Raw genomic sequence first — 14,611 nt, forward strand, 5'->3', positions numbered from 1 at the left:
CCACAGCAGCCACCCTCGGCACCGACGAACCGGCCACCCTCACCAGCTCGGCGGACACCTCGGTCGACGGCGTGGTCGTCGAAGGCGTCGAGAAGTCCTTCGGCGCGGTCCAAGCGCTGCGCGGAGTCACCTTCAAGGCCGCGCCCGGCGAGGTCCTGGGCATTCTGGGACCCAACGGCGCGGGCAAGACCACCATGGTCAACATCCTGTCCACCCTCATCGCACCCGACGCCGGGCGCGCGGTGGTCGCCGGGCACGACGTCGTCGCCGACGCCGCCGCCGTCCGCCGCTCCATCATGCTGACCGGACAGTTCGCCGCCCTCGACGACGCCCTGTCCGGCTACGAGAACCTCGTCATGTTCGGCCGCCTGATGGGCCTGCGCAAACGTGCCGCCCGCGCCCGCGCCGACGAACTCGTCGAGGAATTCGACCTCACCCAGGCCGCCGGACGCCGCGTCGGCACCTACTCCGGCGGCATGCGGCGACGCATCGACATCGCCTGCGGACTGGTCGTACGACCCGAAGTGGTGTTCCTCGACGAACCCACCACCGGACTCGACCCCCGCAGCCGCCAAGGCGTCTGGGACCTGGTCGGCGGATTCCGCAAACACGGCATCACCACCCTGCTCACCACCCAATACCTCGAAGAAGCCGACGCGCTGTGTGACCGCATCATCGTCATCGACCACGGCCTCGTCATCGCCGCCGGCACCGCCGACGAACTCAAGGCCCGCACCGGCGGCAGCTACTGCGAGATCGTCCCGCTCCGCCTGGAAGACCTGCCCGCCCTCATGACCGCCCTCGGCGACCTGCTCCCGGACACCGTTCGCGAAGCGCTGACCGAGGATTCGGACCGGCTCGCCATTCCCGCTCCCGAAGGCGCGAAAACCCTCGCCGAGGCGCTGCGACGACTCGACGCGGCCGGACTGGAACTGGTCGACATCGCGCTGCGCCGCCCCTCCCTCGACGACGTATTCCTCGAACTCACCGGGCACATCCCCAAAGCCGAGGAACCCGAAGAGGATTCACCCTCGATCCGGCTCCGCGGGGACAGCGGCCGCCACCGCGCCACCGAGGATCGGACCCGGGCATGACCGCCACCGCCGCACGCACCGGCTGGCTCACCGACGTCCGCGCCACACCCGCCACCCTCGCCCAATGGTGGGTGCTCACCGTGCGGCTGATCGTGCCCTCGGTCAAGACCGGCGAGATCATCACCGCCATCGCCGCACCCATCACCTTCACCGCCAGCTTCTACATCCCGCTCAACCGCGTGATGACCTTCGCCGGACTGGGATTCAGCAGCTACGCGCAGTTCATGGCGCCCATCGTCATCCTCCAGGCCTGCGCGTTCACCGGCGTCTCCGCCGCCTTCCGCGCCGCCACCGACGCCGTCTCCGGACTCGACCGGCGCTTCGACGCCATGCCCATGCACCCCATCGTGCCCGCCGCGGCGCGCATGGCCTCCAATGTGTTCCGGCTGCTCATCGGGCTCGTCTCGGGCGTGATCAGCACCTACGTGATCGGCTTCCGATTCGCCGGCAGCTTCGCCCACACCCTCGGATTCCTGGCGCTCGGCCTGCTCATCGGCATCAACTTCTGCCTCGGCGCCGACGCCATCGGCACCGCCACCCGCAGCCCCGAGGCCACCACCCAGATGCTGGTGCTGCCACCGCTGATCCTCGGCATGCTCTCCACCGGCCTGGCCCCCGCCCACCAATTCCCGCACTGGGTACAGGGTTTCGTCCGCAACCAGCCGGTCTCGCAATTCGCCGAGGCGCTGCGCGCGCTCGGCGGCGACCCCGGCGGCAAAGCGCACCCGGTCACCTGGTCACTGATGATGCCGACGGTGCTGTGGATCGTCGGCACCATCGCCGTGTCCTGCTATTTCATCGTCCGGCAGAACCTGAAGAGGTCGTGATGGCCACCCTCGCACACCCCGAAGCCACCGACACCCTCCTGTTCGGCGAAGGCTCCGCCCCGGCCTTGTTCCGGCACACCTGGATTCAGACCCAGCGGCTGCTGACCCGCTGGGTGCGCGACCCGGTCACGCTGCTCGAGACCCTCGTCGTGCCCTGCCTGCTGCTGCTCATGCTCGACATCGTGGTGGGCTCGCAGATCGAGAAGTTCTCCGGGCACAGCGCCCTGTATGGATCCACGCCCATGGTGACCCTGGTCGGCGCGCTGTCGGGAACGGTAGCCAGCGGCGTCATGCTCGGCCGGGAACGCGAGGCGGGGATCCTGGCCCGCTTCTGGGTGCTGCCCGTGCACCGCGCCTCCGGACTGGCCGCGCGGATCATCGCCGAGGGGATCCGGATCTTCGCGGGAACCGTGGTCATCATCTGCTTCGGCATGGCTCTCGGCTTCCGCTTCCAGCGCGGCCCCTGGCAGGCGCTCGCGTTCCTGGGTATTCCGGTGCTGTTCGGGCTGGCCTTCGCCACCATGGTCACCGCCATCGCGGTGTTCACCGCCAAGGCCGCCCTGGTCGAGGCGGTGGCACTGCTGTCCTCGCTGCTCATGTTCTTCAGCACCGGCTTCGTGCCGCTCGCGGCCTACCCCAAGTGGATTCAACCGGTGGTCGAGCATCAGCCCATGTCGGTGGCGGTCGACACGATGCGGGCGCTGGCCGCGGGCGGGCCGGTCGCCGGGCCGCTGCTCAAGACGTTCGTGTGGTCACTCGGGCTGATCATCGTGTTCGCGGTCCCCGCCGGCTACGGCTATCGGCGGGCAAGCCGCAGCTGAAAGATCAATACCCCTATCCGGAAAGTCGGCGCGCGGGTGCCCCGACCTCGCGCGGCGACGCGGGCGGCGGATTAAGCTGTCCGCCGTGCTCGAACCCGAAACCGCCGTCGCGCCCCACCCCGATATCGCCCACCTGGCCCCGCTGCTGGGCACGTGGCGCGGCCGCGGCCGCGGCGAATACCCGACCATCGACTCGTTCGAGTACCTGGAGGAAGTGCACTTCGGCCATGTCGGCCGTCCCTTCCTGACCTACCGGCAGCGCACCCGCGCCGCCGACGGCAGCCGTCCCATGCACAGTGAGACCGGCTATCTGCGCGCACTGCCCGACGATCGGATCGAACTGATCCTGGCCCACCCCACCGGCATCACCGAGATCTGCGAGGGCCGGCTGGTCCAGGAGGACGGCGAGCTGCGCCTGGAACTCGACTCCACCTCGATCGGGATGAGCAGCACCGCGAAGTCGGTGACCGCGCTGGGCCGGACCATCTCCGTCACAGGCGACACTCTCGACTACTCCTTGCGCATGGCTGCCGTCGAGCAACCTCTCACGCACCATCTGGCGGCAACCCTGCAGCGCACGAACTGAAAGTAAACTTTACGGTCGGATAGTGGCCGCTACCTGCCGTTCTTCGCTACAAGCGGAGTGTGGCAGCACACTTACACCTTGCCTCGGCATAAGTCACCGATTACCGTTTCCTGCATCGGCAAACAATCAGCCAACTCCTAATCGAGGACCGGATCACCGAATCCATACCGTTCGGGTCTCCTTACTCATCCCAAAACAAGGGAGCGGGATATGAAGCGCTCGGCCCTTTTGCTAGTCACCACCGCGGGCATGATTCTCGCGGGCGCCGGTGTCACCGAGATGCTCGGTGACGGATCCGTCGAGGGACCACCCGTCAGGACCTTCGCCGATCAGCGATTCGTGACCGACAATGTCGGTGAGATCCAGTCCGCCGCATGCGTGAAGGTCGACGGCCGCTACACCGGGCGCTGACTTCACTCCCGAGTGCTCACAGACCCACACCCCTCCTCGATAGAACCGCCAGGCAGCCTCAATACCCGGTAGGCAGGGCCGCGACCATATCGCGAGTCACCGCCACGGCGTTGTCGGAACTGCCTCCACGCACCACCAGGGTGGCCCAGGCCAGATCACCGCGGTACCCGATGAACCACGAATGCGAACCGCCGTCCACCTCGGCCTCACCGGTCTTCCCGTACACCTCACCCTGATCGACGATGCGCTCGGCCGTACCGCCGAGCACCACCTTGCGCATCATCAACCGCAGACCGTCGATCACCCCCGGCTTCAACTGCGGACGGTCCCCCGACACCTGGGTCTGATGACCCGCGATCAGATACGGCGTCGGCGCCGAACCGTGCGCGACCGTCGCCGCCACCAACGCCATCCCGAACGGACTGGCCAGCACCTTGCCCTGCCCGATGCCGTCCTCGGCGCGCTGCACCAGATCGTGGTCGGCGGGCACCGAACCCGAGGCCGTCGGCAGGCCCGCGATCGTGTAGTCCACGCCGAGGCCGAGCGCGGCCGCGGCCGTGCGCAGATCGTCGCCCTCGAGTTCGGAGGCCAGCTTGGCGAACGACGTGTTGCAGGACCGCTCGTAGGCGGTCGCCATGGCCACACTGCCGACACTGAACAGGTCGTAGTTCGGAATCGTGCGCTCCCCCACCACGATCTGGCTCGGGCACGGGACCACCGTGTCGGGGGTGGCGTGGCCCGCGGTCATGGCCGCGGCGGCGGTCACCGTCTTGAACGTCGAACCCGGCGGGTACAGACCGGTCGCGGCCACCGGACCGTCCTTGTCGGCCGCCTCGTTCTGAGCGACCGCCAGAATCGCGCCCGTCGAGGGCTGCACCACGACCATCATGGCCTGTTCCGTGCGGACGTCCACCGCGTGCTGCGCGGCGTTCTGGACGTAGCGGTCGACACTCAGCGAGAAGGACGGGGAGGTCTGCGGATCCACCTCCTCGAGCACATCGGTGTCGACGCCGTTGGCGTTGACGGTCACCACGCTCCAGCCCGCCTTGCCGTCCACCTCGTCGATGACGGTCTTGCGGATCTGGGTCATGAGATCCGGGGCGAAGTGGCGGTCGGTGGGGACCAGGTCGAACTCCTTGTTGAAGATGACCCCGGACAAGCCCATGAGGACCGAATCGACCTCGCCGAACTCCCATTCCGAGAGCTGGGCGACAGTGTAGGGACCGTCGGCGCGGCGCGCGGTCCGCAGCAGCGTGGCGGCGTCGATCTTCTCGTCGAAGCGGCGCAACGCATTCGCGAGCGCGATGCTGACGCCGTTGGGATCAGACGAAGCGGACGGTTTGAACTGCACCCGATACAGCGCGCCCGGCACCAGCACGTCCCCGCCGGAGCGTTCGTTCACCCGAGCGCGCGGCGCCGGGTTCGAACGCAGTTGCAGCGTCTGGGTATTGCCCAGCTGCGGATGGATGTCGGCGGCCGACCAGCGCACCTGCCACTGGCCGCCGGCGCGGCCCATCTGCAACTGGCCCTGGTAGGTCCAGACGCGGTCCTTGGGCAGATGCCATTCGTAGGTGTAGTCGACGATGGCGGTGTCGCCGGTGATCCGCGCCGCGCCGGTGGTCGCCACCAGCTTCTCCGCCTGCAACCGGTCCCACGCCGAACCGAGTGCGGCACGGGCCTTTTCGGGTTGGCTGGTGCGGTCGGCGGCCGCGTCCACATCGTGGTCGGCGAAATCGGACACAAAGGCCTCGGCGGCCTGGGCGGGGCCCTGGGGACCCGAGGAGCAGCCGGCCGCGGCGACCGCGACCGCGGCGGCGATCAGCGTGGAGAAGACCCGAGTTGACATCGGATCCGATGCTAGGAGCCAACTGCTGGCAAACCGGCGCGACACACTGCACCGGAACAGATTTCACGCCGACATCCCGCTCCGCCACCCCGCGCTCGAAATTCGGTCAATCCAGCAGCACTGTCGCGAATGTGGCGATCTGCCGGAAACCGACCTTCGCGTAGGCGCGGCGCGCAACCTCGTTGTAGCAGTTGACATACAGGCTGGCCGTGCGCCCCGAGGACACCACCACATTGGCCACGGCGGCGGTGCCGGATGTCCCGTAGCCTTCGCCGCGTTTGTCCGGATGGACCCATACACCCTGAATCTGCCCGGTGCGTCGCGACAACGCGCCGACCTCGGCCTTGAAGACGACCTCACCGTCCTCGAAACGCGCCCAGGCCCGGCCTGATTCGATGAGTCCCGCCACCCGGCGGCGATAACTGCGCCCGCCGTCCCCGGTACGCGGGTCGACGCCGATCTCCTCGGTGAACATGGCGATCGCCGCCACCAGGTACCGGTCGATCTCCTCGGGCCGCACCCGGCGTACCCGCAAATCCGGGGCGATGCCCGCGGGCCGATCCAGCGCGAGCAGCGGCTGATCCGCGCGCAACTCCCGCGGCGGCCCCCAGTGCCCGGCCAGCAACTCCCACAGCGGCAGCGTCAGCTCGCGTCGCCCCACCACCGACGAGCAGATCCGCGGGTTCTTGATCGCCTTCTCCGCGAACGCGCGCAGATCCTCGCGGCCACCGCGCAGCGGCACCAGATTCGCCCCCGAGAAACACAGTGAATCCTCCGGTCCGCCGCGACTCCACAGTTCGCCGTAGACGCCGCGCTGATCCAGTCCGAACTCCTGCAGGCGCGCGGCCACCATGCAGGTCGCCACGGGATCGGTGTCGAGCACACGCAGAACCTGCGTCAGGTCGCGGTTCGCGAGCTGACGGGCCCCGGACGTCCGGCCCCGGCGAGTCGGCTCCAGCACACTCCGCACGCTCACAGCCTGCCAGAACTTCCCGCCGCGCGCCGCAAGATTGCCACCAGCCGCCCGGCGACCAGCGAAAATATCACGCGCCCAGGGGGATCGGAGACGGCGACGGCCCGGTCCTGCGCGGGCCGGGCCGTGTCGATCGGGGTGGGTCAGCCCGCGGTGACCACCGGGGCGCCCGAACCCGCTTCGTCGCCCATCTCCTCGGCGATGCGCAGGGCCTCCTCGATGAGGGTCTCGACGATGAGGTGCTCGGGCACGGTCTTGATGACCTCACCCTTGACGAAGATCTGGCCCTTGCCATTGCCGGAAGCGACACCCAGGTCGGCCTCGCGGGCCTCGCCGGGGCCGTTCACGACGCAGCCCATGACGGCCACGCGCAGCGGGACCTCCATGCCCTCGAGGCCCGCGGAGACCGCGTTGGCGAGGGTGTAGACGTCGACCTGGGCGCGACCACAGGACGGGCAGGAGACGATCTCCAGCTTGCGGGGGCGCAGGTTCAGCGACTGCAGGATCTGCGAGCCGACCTTGATCTCCTCGGCGGGCGGGGCCGAGAGCGAGACGCGGATGGTGTCGCCGATGCCCTCGCTGAGCAGCGCGCCGAAGGCGACGGCGGACTTGATGGTGCCCTGGAACGCCGGACCGGCCTCGGTCACGCCCAGGTGCAGCGGGTAGTCGCACTGGGCGGCGAGCTGGCGGTAGGCCTCGACCATGATCACCGGGTCGTTGTGCTTGACCGAGATCTTGATGTCGCCGAAGCCGTGCTCCTCGAACAGGCTCGCCTCCCACAGCGCGGACTCGACCAGCGCCTCGGGAGTGGCCTTGCCGTACTTCTCGAGCAGCCGCTTGTCCAGCGAACCGGCATTGACGCCGATGCGCAGCGGGATGCCCGCGGCCCCGGCCGCCTTGGCGACCTCCTTGACGCGGCCGTCGAACTCCTTGATGTTGCCGGGGTTGACGCGCACCGCGGCGCACCCGGCGTCGATGGCGGCGAAGATGTAGCGCGGCTGGAAGTGGATGTCGGCGATCACGGGGATCTGCGACTTCTTGGCGATGGTCGCCAGCGCGTCCGCGTCCTCCTGACGCGGGCAGGCGACGCGCACGATGTCGCAGCCGGACGCGGTCAGCTCCGCGATCTGCTGCAGGGTGGCGTTGATGTCGTGGGTCTTGGTGGTGGTCATCGACTGAACCGAGACGGGGAACTCGCTCCCCACTCCGACATTGCCCACCATCAGCTGGCGCGTCTTGCGCCGTGGTGCGAGGACGGCCGCCGGTGCGGCCGGCATCCCCAATGCGATGGCACTGCTCACGATCGGCTGCCTACTTTCCACTGATTCCTCACCCTTACCGGCTCCGAGCTTACCGAGGCTCGAATACCGGTCGCCCTGTGACGGCGGCGACAACGGTACCCGCGCCGGAAGCGGGACTCGGAAGCGGCCGGGAACTACAGTTCATATTCGTAGCAATCGACGCGAAGGTTTACGCTCCGAGAAGTGAAGGTAGCGAATCCCGGCGACTGGCCGTCCACACCGGAACAGGCAGTGGCACTTCAAGATCGGCTACGCAGCGCGGTGATTCCCGCGAATCCCCGGCCACCGCAGTTCCGAACGATTGCCGGCCTCGATTCCGCCTACGACGACCACGGAAATGTGGCCGCCGCCATCGTCGTTCTCGACGCAACCACCCTCGACACCGTCGAAACCGCCACCGCCCGCGGCACCACCGCATTTCCGTACGTCCCCGGCCTGCTCGCCTTCCGGGAACTCCCCACCACCGTCGCCGCCCTCGAAACCCTCACCATCACACCGGATCTGATCATCTGCGACTCCCAGGGCCTGGCCCACCCCCGCCGTTTCGGCTTCGCCTGCCACCTCGGCCTCCTGACCGGAATCCCCACCCTCGGCGTAGCCAAGAACGCCTGGGGCGATTACGACGAACCGGCCCCCGAACGCGGCTCCTCCGGCATCATCACCATCGACGGCGACCCGGTCGGCCGCGCCCTGCGCACCCGCACCGGCGTCAAACCCGTCTTCGTCTCGATAGGCCATCTCATCGACCTGGACACCGCCTGCGCCCAGGTCCTCGCCCTGACCCCGGAATTCCGCCAGCCCGAAACCACCCGCCGAGCCGACCGCCTCTGCCGCCAACTCCTCCGTGAAATTTCCCAGGTGCAGCCATGAGATCGAGTTCCGACAAACCGAACGACGCACAACTGCGACTCCGATTCGAGCATGCCCTCGCTGACGCACAGGTCGGCATCGAGCGCTCATGCCTCGGGCTGGGGTCGCGTACAAAGGCCGCGCTGGGGGCCATCGCCGACGCCACACCCGACGTGCCTCCGGAACTGCTCGCACAGGCCGAAGCAGCCTTCACCCGCGATATCGAGGCGAGGAAGACACCACGGCCACCGCACCTATGAGGGCCGAGGTGCCCGATCGGCGTCTGGAAGCGCTGACGTCAGGGCCTCGGGCGCGATAACGTTCGCGCGCCCTGAGCCAGGTTGCGGCCCCGACACCGGACCTGGGGGCTCCTACGGGGACACCAGGCCCAACTTCTCGAGGGTGATTCGGTCGGCGTCACCGGTTTCGGCCAGGCCGGACCGGCGCTGGAACTCGCGGACGGCCGCTGCGGTCTTGGGGCCGTAGTCACCGTCGACGACCAGGTGGGAGAAATCGGGGAAGTCGCGGTTGAGGCGCGCCTGGAGCATGGCCACCGCCGGGCCGGCGCTGTCCAGGTTCAGCGGTAGCTCCGGGACCGCGCCGACGGCCAGGTCCACCAGGGCGGCCTGGGTGCGTTCGGCCGCGTCGGCCGGGGTTCCCATGAACTCGAAGTGCATCCAGTCCTTCTTGCCGTGGTAGTTGCCACCCCACGCGAATCCGTACCACTTCCATACCGTGGCCACCAGGTCGGTCACGGTGTGCTGGGGGTCGAAGCTGAACGGGTTGTCCTTCCAGTTCAGGTCCACCGCGATGGCCCAGGAGTGGTTGGAGGCGACACTGGTGTTGTCGATGGGACGGCAGTTGAATCCGCCGCACTGCTCAGGCTTCAGCCGGTAGTTGCCGCCCTCGGGGCGCTCGGTCCAGTCGACCAGCGTATCCACCAGCACAGCCAGTGCTTTGCGGACCGCGAGGCTGGTACCGGACCGTGCGGACACCACGGTGGCCAGGTCCGAGCCGGCGACACAGTTGGGCCAGCCGCTGCCCCAGCCGCGGTCGGCAGCGGTGTGGGCATAGTCGGTGAGGTCTATGGGCATTATCGGGCCTCCTGCGCGGCGATCGCGGCAAAGTCCCTTTCGGTGGGTTCGATCGACCAGTTGGCCGGCCATTCGGGATCGTCCGATGACCGGTAGGCGCGAATTCGCGGGAAATTCGGGTCCTCGGCGGGGTCCCGCCGGGGGTCGAGCGCATCCCACGTCTTCGGGCCGACAATCCCGTCGACCGTCAGACCGTGGGCGCGCTGGAACTCCTTCACGGCGAGCTCGGTGGCGGGTCCGAAATCCTGGTCGATCGCCACATCGAAGCCGAGCGTCCGGAGCATGGTCTGCAGTGTGCCGACCGCCTCGCCCACCGAACCCCGGTGCAATACCGGACGGGGATCGGGATGTCGGCCGTCAATTCGATGCGCCTCGATACGGGCCAGTTCGCTCTTCGCCCTCGCGAGGAGTGTTCGACGATCGGCCAGCCCGTTGAGGCCGCCGTTGATCTTCCTGGTCACGGTGATGATGTCGTCGCGGTCGCAATCGGGATTGATCTTGTGCCGTTTCCAGTACTCACACGCGATCCGCAGTGAGAGTGCCGGCTCGGCGGCTCGCAGCGGATCGCCTTCCAGGTCGACGCCGAGCGCTTCCCCGTAGGTGCGGTAGTTGGCTCGGCCGGTGAGCTGCAGCAGGCCCCGGCCCTTGTAGCGGCGGCCGTCGCCGGGGTGAATGTTGCCCAGGTCGACGCGCCCCTCGTATTGGTCGCCGCTGGCGAACTCCTCGGTGGTGCGGTAGCCGGCCGACTCATGGCAGGTCTGCGCGAGGAAATGCGCGATCCGCAGCGAGGTCGTGATGTCGAAGCTCGCCAGCGTCGATTGCAGGACCGGAGCGACCTCGGCGATGATCTGGGCTTGCCGGACCCCCGCCTGGCCCGTGAAATGTGGTGCGATAGCACGCATTACGCCGCCGTCGATCGGAATCATCGGCTGTCCTTATCTGTGTCGGCGATGGAACCTGACCACAGCACGGTGCACTGACTATCCTCGAGCGCGCTCCACTCTCATCCAATGGTGAGGGTCGGGGCCGCCACGCGGATAGGTAACAGCCGAATTCGTCCGGCCTTTTCGGGGGAGCTACGGGAAGAGCTTCACCGGGTTCACGATGTCGGCGACGAGGGTGAGGATCATGTACGCGCCGCCGAGGACGACCACGACGTAGGTGGCGGGCAGCAGCTTGAGGTAGTCGACGGGGGCGCCGTCGGGGAGGCCCTTGCGGTTGCGGAAGAGGTTGCGGAACTTCTCGTAGATGACCACGGCCATGTGGCCACCGTCCAGGGGCAGCAACGGCAGCAGGTTGAAGGCGCCGAGGAAGAAGTTCAGGCTGGCCAGGGTCAGGATGAACATGGACCAGAGGCCGTGTTCGGCGGTTTCGCCGCCGATCTTGGAGGCGCCGTAGACCGAGACGGGGGTTTCGGGGTCGCGGGTGCCGCCGGTGACGGCGTGCCAGAGGTCGACGACCTTGGCGGGCATCTGGGCCAGGGACTCGACGGTGCGGACCGCGATCTGGCCGGTGAAGGCGCCGGCGGCCGGGATGGCGGAGAGGACGTTGTACTGGACCGGGCCGTAGAAGTCCTGGCCGACGCCGACCTTGGCGACCGTCTTGGGGGCGCCGTTCTTCTCCGGGTAGACGACCGCCATCTTGGGGGTGACCGGGGCGGTCATGGTCTTGCCGTCGCGTTCGAAGGTGTAGGTGAAGGGGCCGGTCTGCTTCTCGGTCTCGGCGCGGAATTCCTTCCACGTCGTGATCGGGACGTCGTTGACCTTGGTGACCTTGTCGCCCTGCCGGAGTCCGGCCGACTGGGCGGGGCCGGTGCCGGTGCAGTCGATCAGCTTCTGATCGGCGGTCATGTCGGAGACGCAGCCGAGCTTGCCGAGCTGGGTTTCCGCCGGCTGATCGAAGCGGGGCAGGCCCCACCCGACGGCCAGGATCACGATGAGGATGTAGCCGATCAGGAAGTTCATCAGGATGCCGCCGGACATGACCAGCAGGCGCTTCCAGGTGGCCTGCCGGTACATGGCCCGGTCCAGGTCCTCGGGCTCGAGCTCGTCGAGGGCGGTCATGCCCGCGATATCGCAGAAGCCGCCCAGCGGCAACGCCTTGAGACCGTATTCGGTCTCGCCGCGCCGCCACGAGAAGATCTTGGGCCCGAAACCGATGAAGTAACGGCGCACCTTCATCCCGGTGGCCTGCGCGGTCCACATGTGACCGCATTCGTGCAGGGCGACCGAGGCCGTGATCCCGAGGGCGAACAGTGCGAAGCCGATCGCGTAGACCATCCGGTTACGAGCCCTCTCCTGGAGTCAGCCGCGCACGATCGTGCGAGCGGTGTCACGCGCCCACGTATCGGCCGCGAGCACCTCGTCCAAGCTACCGGGTTCGGCGGCCCAGCGGTCGGCGGACTCCACGACGCGCGCAACGGTTCGCACGATGTCGGGGAATCGGATGAGACCGTCCAGGAACGCCTGCACCGCGATCTCGTTGGCGGCGTTGTAGACCGCGGTCACGCAGCCACCGGCCTTACCGGCGCTGCGGGCCAGCTCGACGGCCGGGAACACCTCGTTGTCGACGGGCTCGAAGGTCCAGGTCGAGGCGGTGGAGAAGTCGCAGGCGGCGGCCGCGCCCGGCACCCGGTCCGGCCAGCACAGGGCCAGCGCGATGGGCAGCTTCATATCGGGCGGGCTGGCCTGGGCCAGGGTCGAGCCGTCCTTGAAGGTGACCATCGAGTGCACGATCGACTGCGGGTGCACGGTGACGTCGATGTCGTCGTAGCCGATGCCGAACAGCAGGTGCGTCTCGATCAGCTCGAGGCCCTTGTTCACCAGCGACGCCGAATTGAGCGTGTTCATCGGTCCCATGGACCAGGTCGGATGGGTCTTGGCCTCGGACGGATTCACCGACTCCAGCATCTCGGTGGTCCAGCCCCGGAACGGCCCACCCGAGGCGGTGAGCACCAGCTTGGACACCTCGTCGGCGCGCCCGCCGCGCAGGCACTGGGCCAGCGCCGAATGTTCGGAGTCCACCGGCACGATCTGCCCCGGCGTGGCCGCCCTCGTCACCAGCGAGCCGCCCGCCACCAGGGACTCCTTGTTGGCCAGGGCGAGCCGCCGCCCCGACTCCAGGGTGGCCAGGGTGGGTTCCAGCCCGAGCGAGCCGACCAGCGCGTTGAGCACCACGTCCGCGTCGGTGCGGCGCACCAGCTCGGTCGCGGCGTCCGGACCGGCCAGCGCCACACCGAGTTCCGCGGCCGCGGCCGCGTCGGCGACCGCCACATTGGTGGTGCCGGTGGCCGCGATCTGGCTCGCCAGCAGTTCGGTGTTACCCCCGCGGGCCGCGAGCCCCACCACTTCGAAGCGGTCGGGATTGGCGGCGATCACCTCCAGTGCCTGCGTACCAATCGAACCGGTGCTGCCCAGCAGCAGAACTCTCACAACGTCGGACACGCACTTATTGTCCCCCGCCCCCTGGTCGCTACGACGCTGGGTCGTATGTCACGATATTGGCCAGCAATCGATTCGAGCCGTAAAGGAGCCACAGTGGCCGCCACGGAACTGGAACCCGCGCACCCCTCTGAGGTCGTCACCAAGGTCGACACCGCCGAGGTTCCGTCCGCAGCGTGGGGCTGGAGCGGCGAGTCCCGCCGGACCTTCCGCATCGCCGGCTGGGTCGTCGTCGTGATCCTGCTGACCATGCTGTTCGAGAACCAGCAGGGCAGCTCGTCGGGTACCGGCAATATCGGCTACATCTCGCTCGTGCTGTTCGCGGCGGGCCTGGCGGTCATCCTGATCCGCGACTCCATCCTGTCGCGTCGCCCGCGCTAGTCGCGTAGCCCCACAACGACATTCGGTCCGGATCGCCCTGCACGCGATCCGGACCGAATTGTTTTCGCCCGCCGGCCTGTGGTCGCGACCGGCGGAGCTACCGCCTCAGTTCGCCGGGGCGGAGTCCGGAGCGGTCATGCGGTTGTAGAGGCCGATGCCGACCGCGATGGCCGCGGGCACACCGGTCAGCACCAGACCCGACGCGGCGCCCAGCGGGATGCCGATGGCCGCACCCGCGACACAGCCCGCGATACCGGTCGGCACGGACATGATCACGACACCGGCGATCGCACCGCCCGCGGCGCCGATGGCGCAACCCGCGACACCACCGATGACGGTGCCGAGCAGAGTGCCCATGGAGGTGGACAGACCGAACTGGTTGACCGCGGCCGACATGGCGGCGTCCTGATCAGCCTGGCTGGCGACGCTGTGCAGGGCGGGAGCGGGCAGCGCCGGGGCGGGGAAGGCGGCAGCCGGGTCCAGGTTCGGGGTGAGGGTCGCGGTGTTGCCGTCGATCTGGGCGGCGACCGGGTGGGCCACATCGCCGGTCACGTAGCTCAGCGGGAACTGGGTGACGACCGCGCCGTCGGCGGCGCGCACCTGGAACTGACCGTTCTCGGTGGTCAGCGAGCCCGCGTCAGTCTTCAGAACGACGGAAGCACCCTCGATCTTGGTATCCCAGTGGATGCCCTCGGGGGCGGCGGCCGGGGCGGCATTGGCGGTACCGGCGGAGATGCCGACGGCCGCGATGGCGAGAGCCGAGGTGGCAGCAAACTTCTTGAAACGCATTACTTTTCGTCGCTTTCTTGACTGGGCGCTTCCCTCACGGGAGCGAGGTCCTCATCGAGCACCCGAGACAAGATAAGTCAGCAAATGTTGCCTATTTGTTGCTAAATCGTGGCGAAAACGGTCCTGAACGTATGTTTTGCGTAAAGACGGTGTTTGCCGATCATGTGTTCGGTGATCTGAGCAACTTCTCAGAACATCA

The 14,611-nt window shown here is 68.1% G+C and carries 16 protein-coding genes; 8 read left to right on the top strand and 8 right to left on the bottom strand.

From position 1 onward, the window contains the following. The first annotated feature begins 71 nt into the window (after window positions 1-71). From ABZ412_RS16375 to ABZ412_RS16395, 5 genes are all read left to right on the top strand, one after another. Window positions 72-1,094, top strand: coding sequence for an ATP-binding cassette domain-containing protein (locus tag ABZ412_RS16375; protein WP_357281652.1), 1,023 nt, complete (start codon window positions 72-74; stop codon window positions 1,092-1,094). Then, window positions 1,091-1,921 carry an antibiotic transporter gene (locus tag ABZ412_RS16380; protein ID WP_357281487.1) on the top strand — a complete coding sequence of 277 codons (831 nt, stop codon included), beginning with the start codon at window positions 1,091-1,093 and terminating at the stop codon, window positions 1,919-1,921. The genes ABZ412_RS16375 and ABZ412_RS16380 overlap by 4 nt, the downstream gene beginning before the upstream one ends. Further along, window positions 1,921-2,742, top strand: coding sequence for an ABC transporter permease (locus ABZ412_RS16385; RefSeq protein ID WP_357281489.1), 822 nt, complete (start codon window positions 1,921-1,923; stop codon window positions 2,740-2,742). Before ABZ412_RS16380 ends, ABZ412_RS16385 begins: the two co-directional genes overlap by 1 nt. Before the next feature lie 85 nt (window positions 2,743-2,827). After that, entirely contained in the window at window positions 2,828-3,328 is a 501-nt protein-coding gene (locus ABZ412_RS16390) for a peroxynitrite isomerase (protein ID WP_357281491.1), read from the top strand. Between the two features lie 210 nt (window positions 3,329-3,538). After that, on the top strand, window positions 3,539-3,739 hold the full coding sequence (locus ABZ412_RS16395; protein ID WP_357281493.1) for a hypothetical protein: 201 nt from the start codon (window positions 3,539-3,541) through the stop codon (window positions 3,737-3,739). A 58-nt stretch (window positions 3,740-3,797) separates the two neighbouring features. Here the strand turns inward: ABZ412_RS16395 and ABZ412_RS16400 are convergent, their stop codons facing one another. From ABZ412_RS16400 to ispG, 3 genes are all read right to left on the bottom strand, one after another. Further along, complete coding sequence (locus tag ABZ412_RS16400; RefSeq protein WP_357281496.1) at window positions 3,798-5,585, bottom strand: penicillin-binding transpeptidase domain-containing protein; 1,788 nt, start codon at window positions 5,583-5,585, stop codon at window positions 3,798-3,800. Between the two features lie 106 nt (window positions 5,586-5,691). After that, complete coding sequence (locus ABZ412_RS16405) at window positions 5,692-6,555, bottom strand: GNAT family N-acetyltransferase (RefSeq protein ID WP_357281498.1); 864 nt, start codon at window positions 6,553-6,555, stop codon at window positions 5,692-5,694. Window positions 6,556-6,701: 146 nt separating this feature from the next. Next, window positions 6,702-7,859 carry a flavodoxin-dependent (E)-4-hydroxy-3-methylbut-2-enyl-diphosphate synthase gene (ispG, locus tag ABZ412_RS16410; protein ID WP_357281500.1) on the bottom strand — a complete coding sequence of 386 codons (1,158 nt, stop codon included), beginning with the start codon at window positions 7,857-7,859 and terminating at the stop codon, window positions 6,702-6,704. Window positions 7,860-8,042: 183 nt separating this feature from the next. Between ispG and ABZ412_RS16415 the strand changes: the two genes are divergently transcribed. Both ABZ412_RS16415 and ABZ412_RS16420 read left to right on the top strand, forming a co-directional pair. Beyond that, window positions 8,043-8,729 (top strand): endonuclease V, encoded by a 687-nt coding sequence (locus ABZ412_RS16415; RefSeq protein WP_357281502.1) that lies wholly within the window; start codon window positions 8,043-8,045, stop codon window positions 8,727-8,729. After that, window positions 8,726-8,968, top strand: coding sequence for a hypothetical protein (locus tag ABZ412_RS16420; RefSeq protein ID WP_357281504.1), 243 nt, complete (start codon window positions 8,726-8,728; stop codon window positions 8,966-8,968). Before ABZ412_RS16415 ends, ABZ412_RS16420 begins: the two co-directional genes overlap by 4 nt. 111 nt (window positions 8,969-9,079) lie before the next feature. Here ABZ412_RS16420 and ABZ412_RS16425 read toward each other — a convergent pair whose 3' ends face one another. The 4 genes from ABZ412_RS16425 to dxr all read right to left on the bottom strand — a co-directional run bounded on the left by ABZ412_RS16425 (window position 9,080) and on the right by dxr (window position 13,245). Next, window positions 9,080-9,802 carry a peptidoglycan-binding protein gene (locus ABZ412_RS16425; RefSeq protein ID WP_357281506.1) on the bottom strand — a complete coding sequence of 241 codons (723 nt, stop codon included), beginning with the start codon at window positions 9,800-9,802 and terminating at the stop codon, window positions 9,080-9,082. After that, window positions 9,802-10,728, bottom strand: a complete 927-nt coding sequence (locus tag ABZ412_RS16430) for a peptidoglycan-binding protein (RefSeq protein ID WP_357281508.1) — start codon at window positions 10,726-10,728, stop codon at window positions 9,802-9,804. Before ABZ412_RS16430 ends, ABZ412_RS16425 begins: the two co-directional genes overlap by 1 nt. Before the next feature lie 150 nt (window positions 10,729-10,878). Next, the gene (locus ABZ412_RS16435) at window positions 10,879-12,081 is read right to left on the bottom strand and encodes a M50 family metallopeptidase (RefSeq protein WP_357281510.1); all 1,203 of its coding nucleotides are present in this window, start codon (window positions 12,079-12,081) and stop codon (window positions 10,879-10,881) included. A 24-nt stretch (window positions 12,082-12,105) separates the two neighbouring features. Beyond that, window positions 12,106-13,245 carry a 1-deoxy-D-xylulose-5-phosphate reductoisomerase gene (gene dxr, locus ABZ412_RS16440; protein WP_357281512.1) on the bottom strand — a complete coding sequence of 380 codons (1,140 nt, stop codon included), beginning with the start codon at window positions 13,243-13,245 and terminating at the stop codon, window positions 12,106-12,108. A gap of 93 nt (window positions 13,246-13,338) precedes the next feature. Between dxr and ABZ412_RS16445 the strand changes: the two genes are divergently transcribed. Next, window positions 13,339-13,623 (top strand): DUF2631 domain-containing protein, encoded by a 285-nt coding sequence (locus ABZ412_RS16445; RefSeq protein ID WP_357281514.1) that lies wholly within the window; start codon window positions 13,339-13,341, stop codon window positions 13,621-13,623. A gap of 105 nt (window positions 13,624-13,728) precedes the next feature. Here the strand turns inward: ABZ412_RS16445 and ABZ412_RS16450 are convergent, their stop codons facing one another. Beyond that, entirely contained in the window at window positions 13,729-14,412 is a 684-nt protein-coding gene (locus tag ABZ412_RS16450; RefSeq protein WP_357281516.1) for a hypothetical protein, read from the bottom strand. Window positions 14,413-14,611: the final 199 nt, after the last annotated feature.

The sequence above is a fragment of the Nocardia sp. NPDC005746 genome (assembly GCF_040630785.1).
In the GTDB taxonomy this organism is placed as follows: domain Bacteria; phylum Actinomycetota; class Actinomycetes; order Mycobacteriales; family Mycobacteriaceae; genus Nocardia.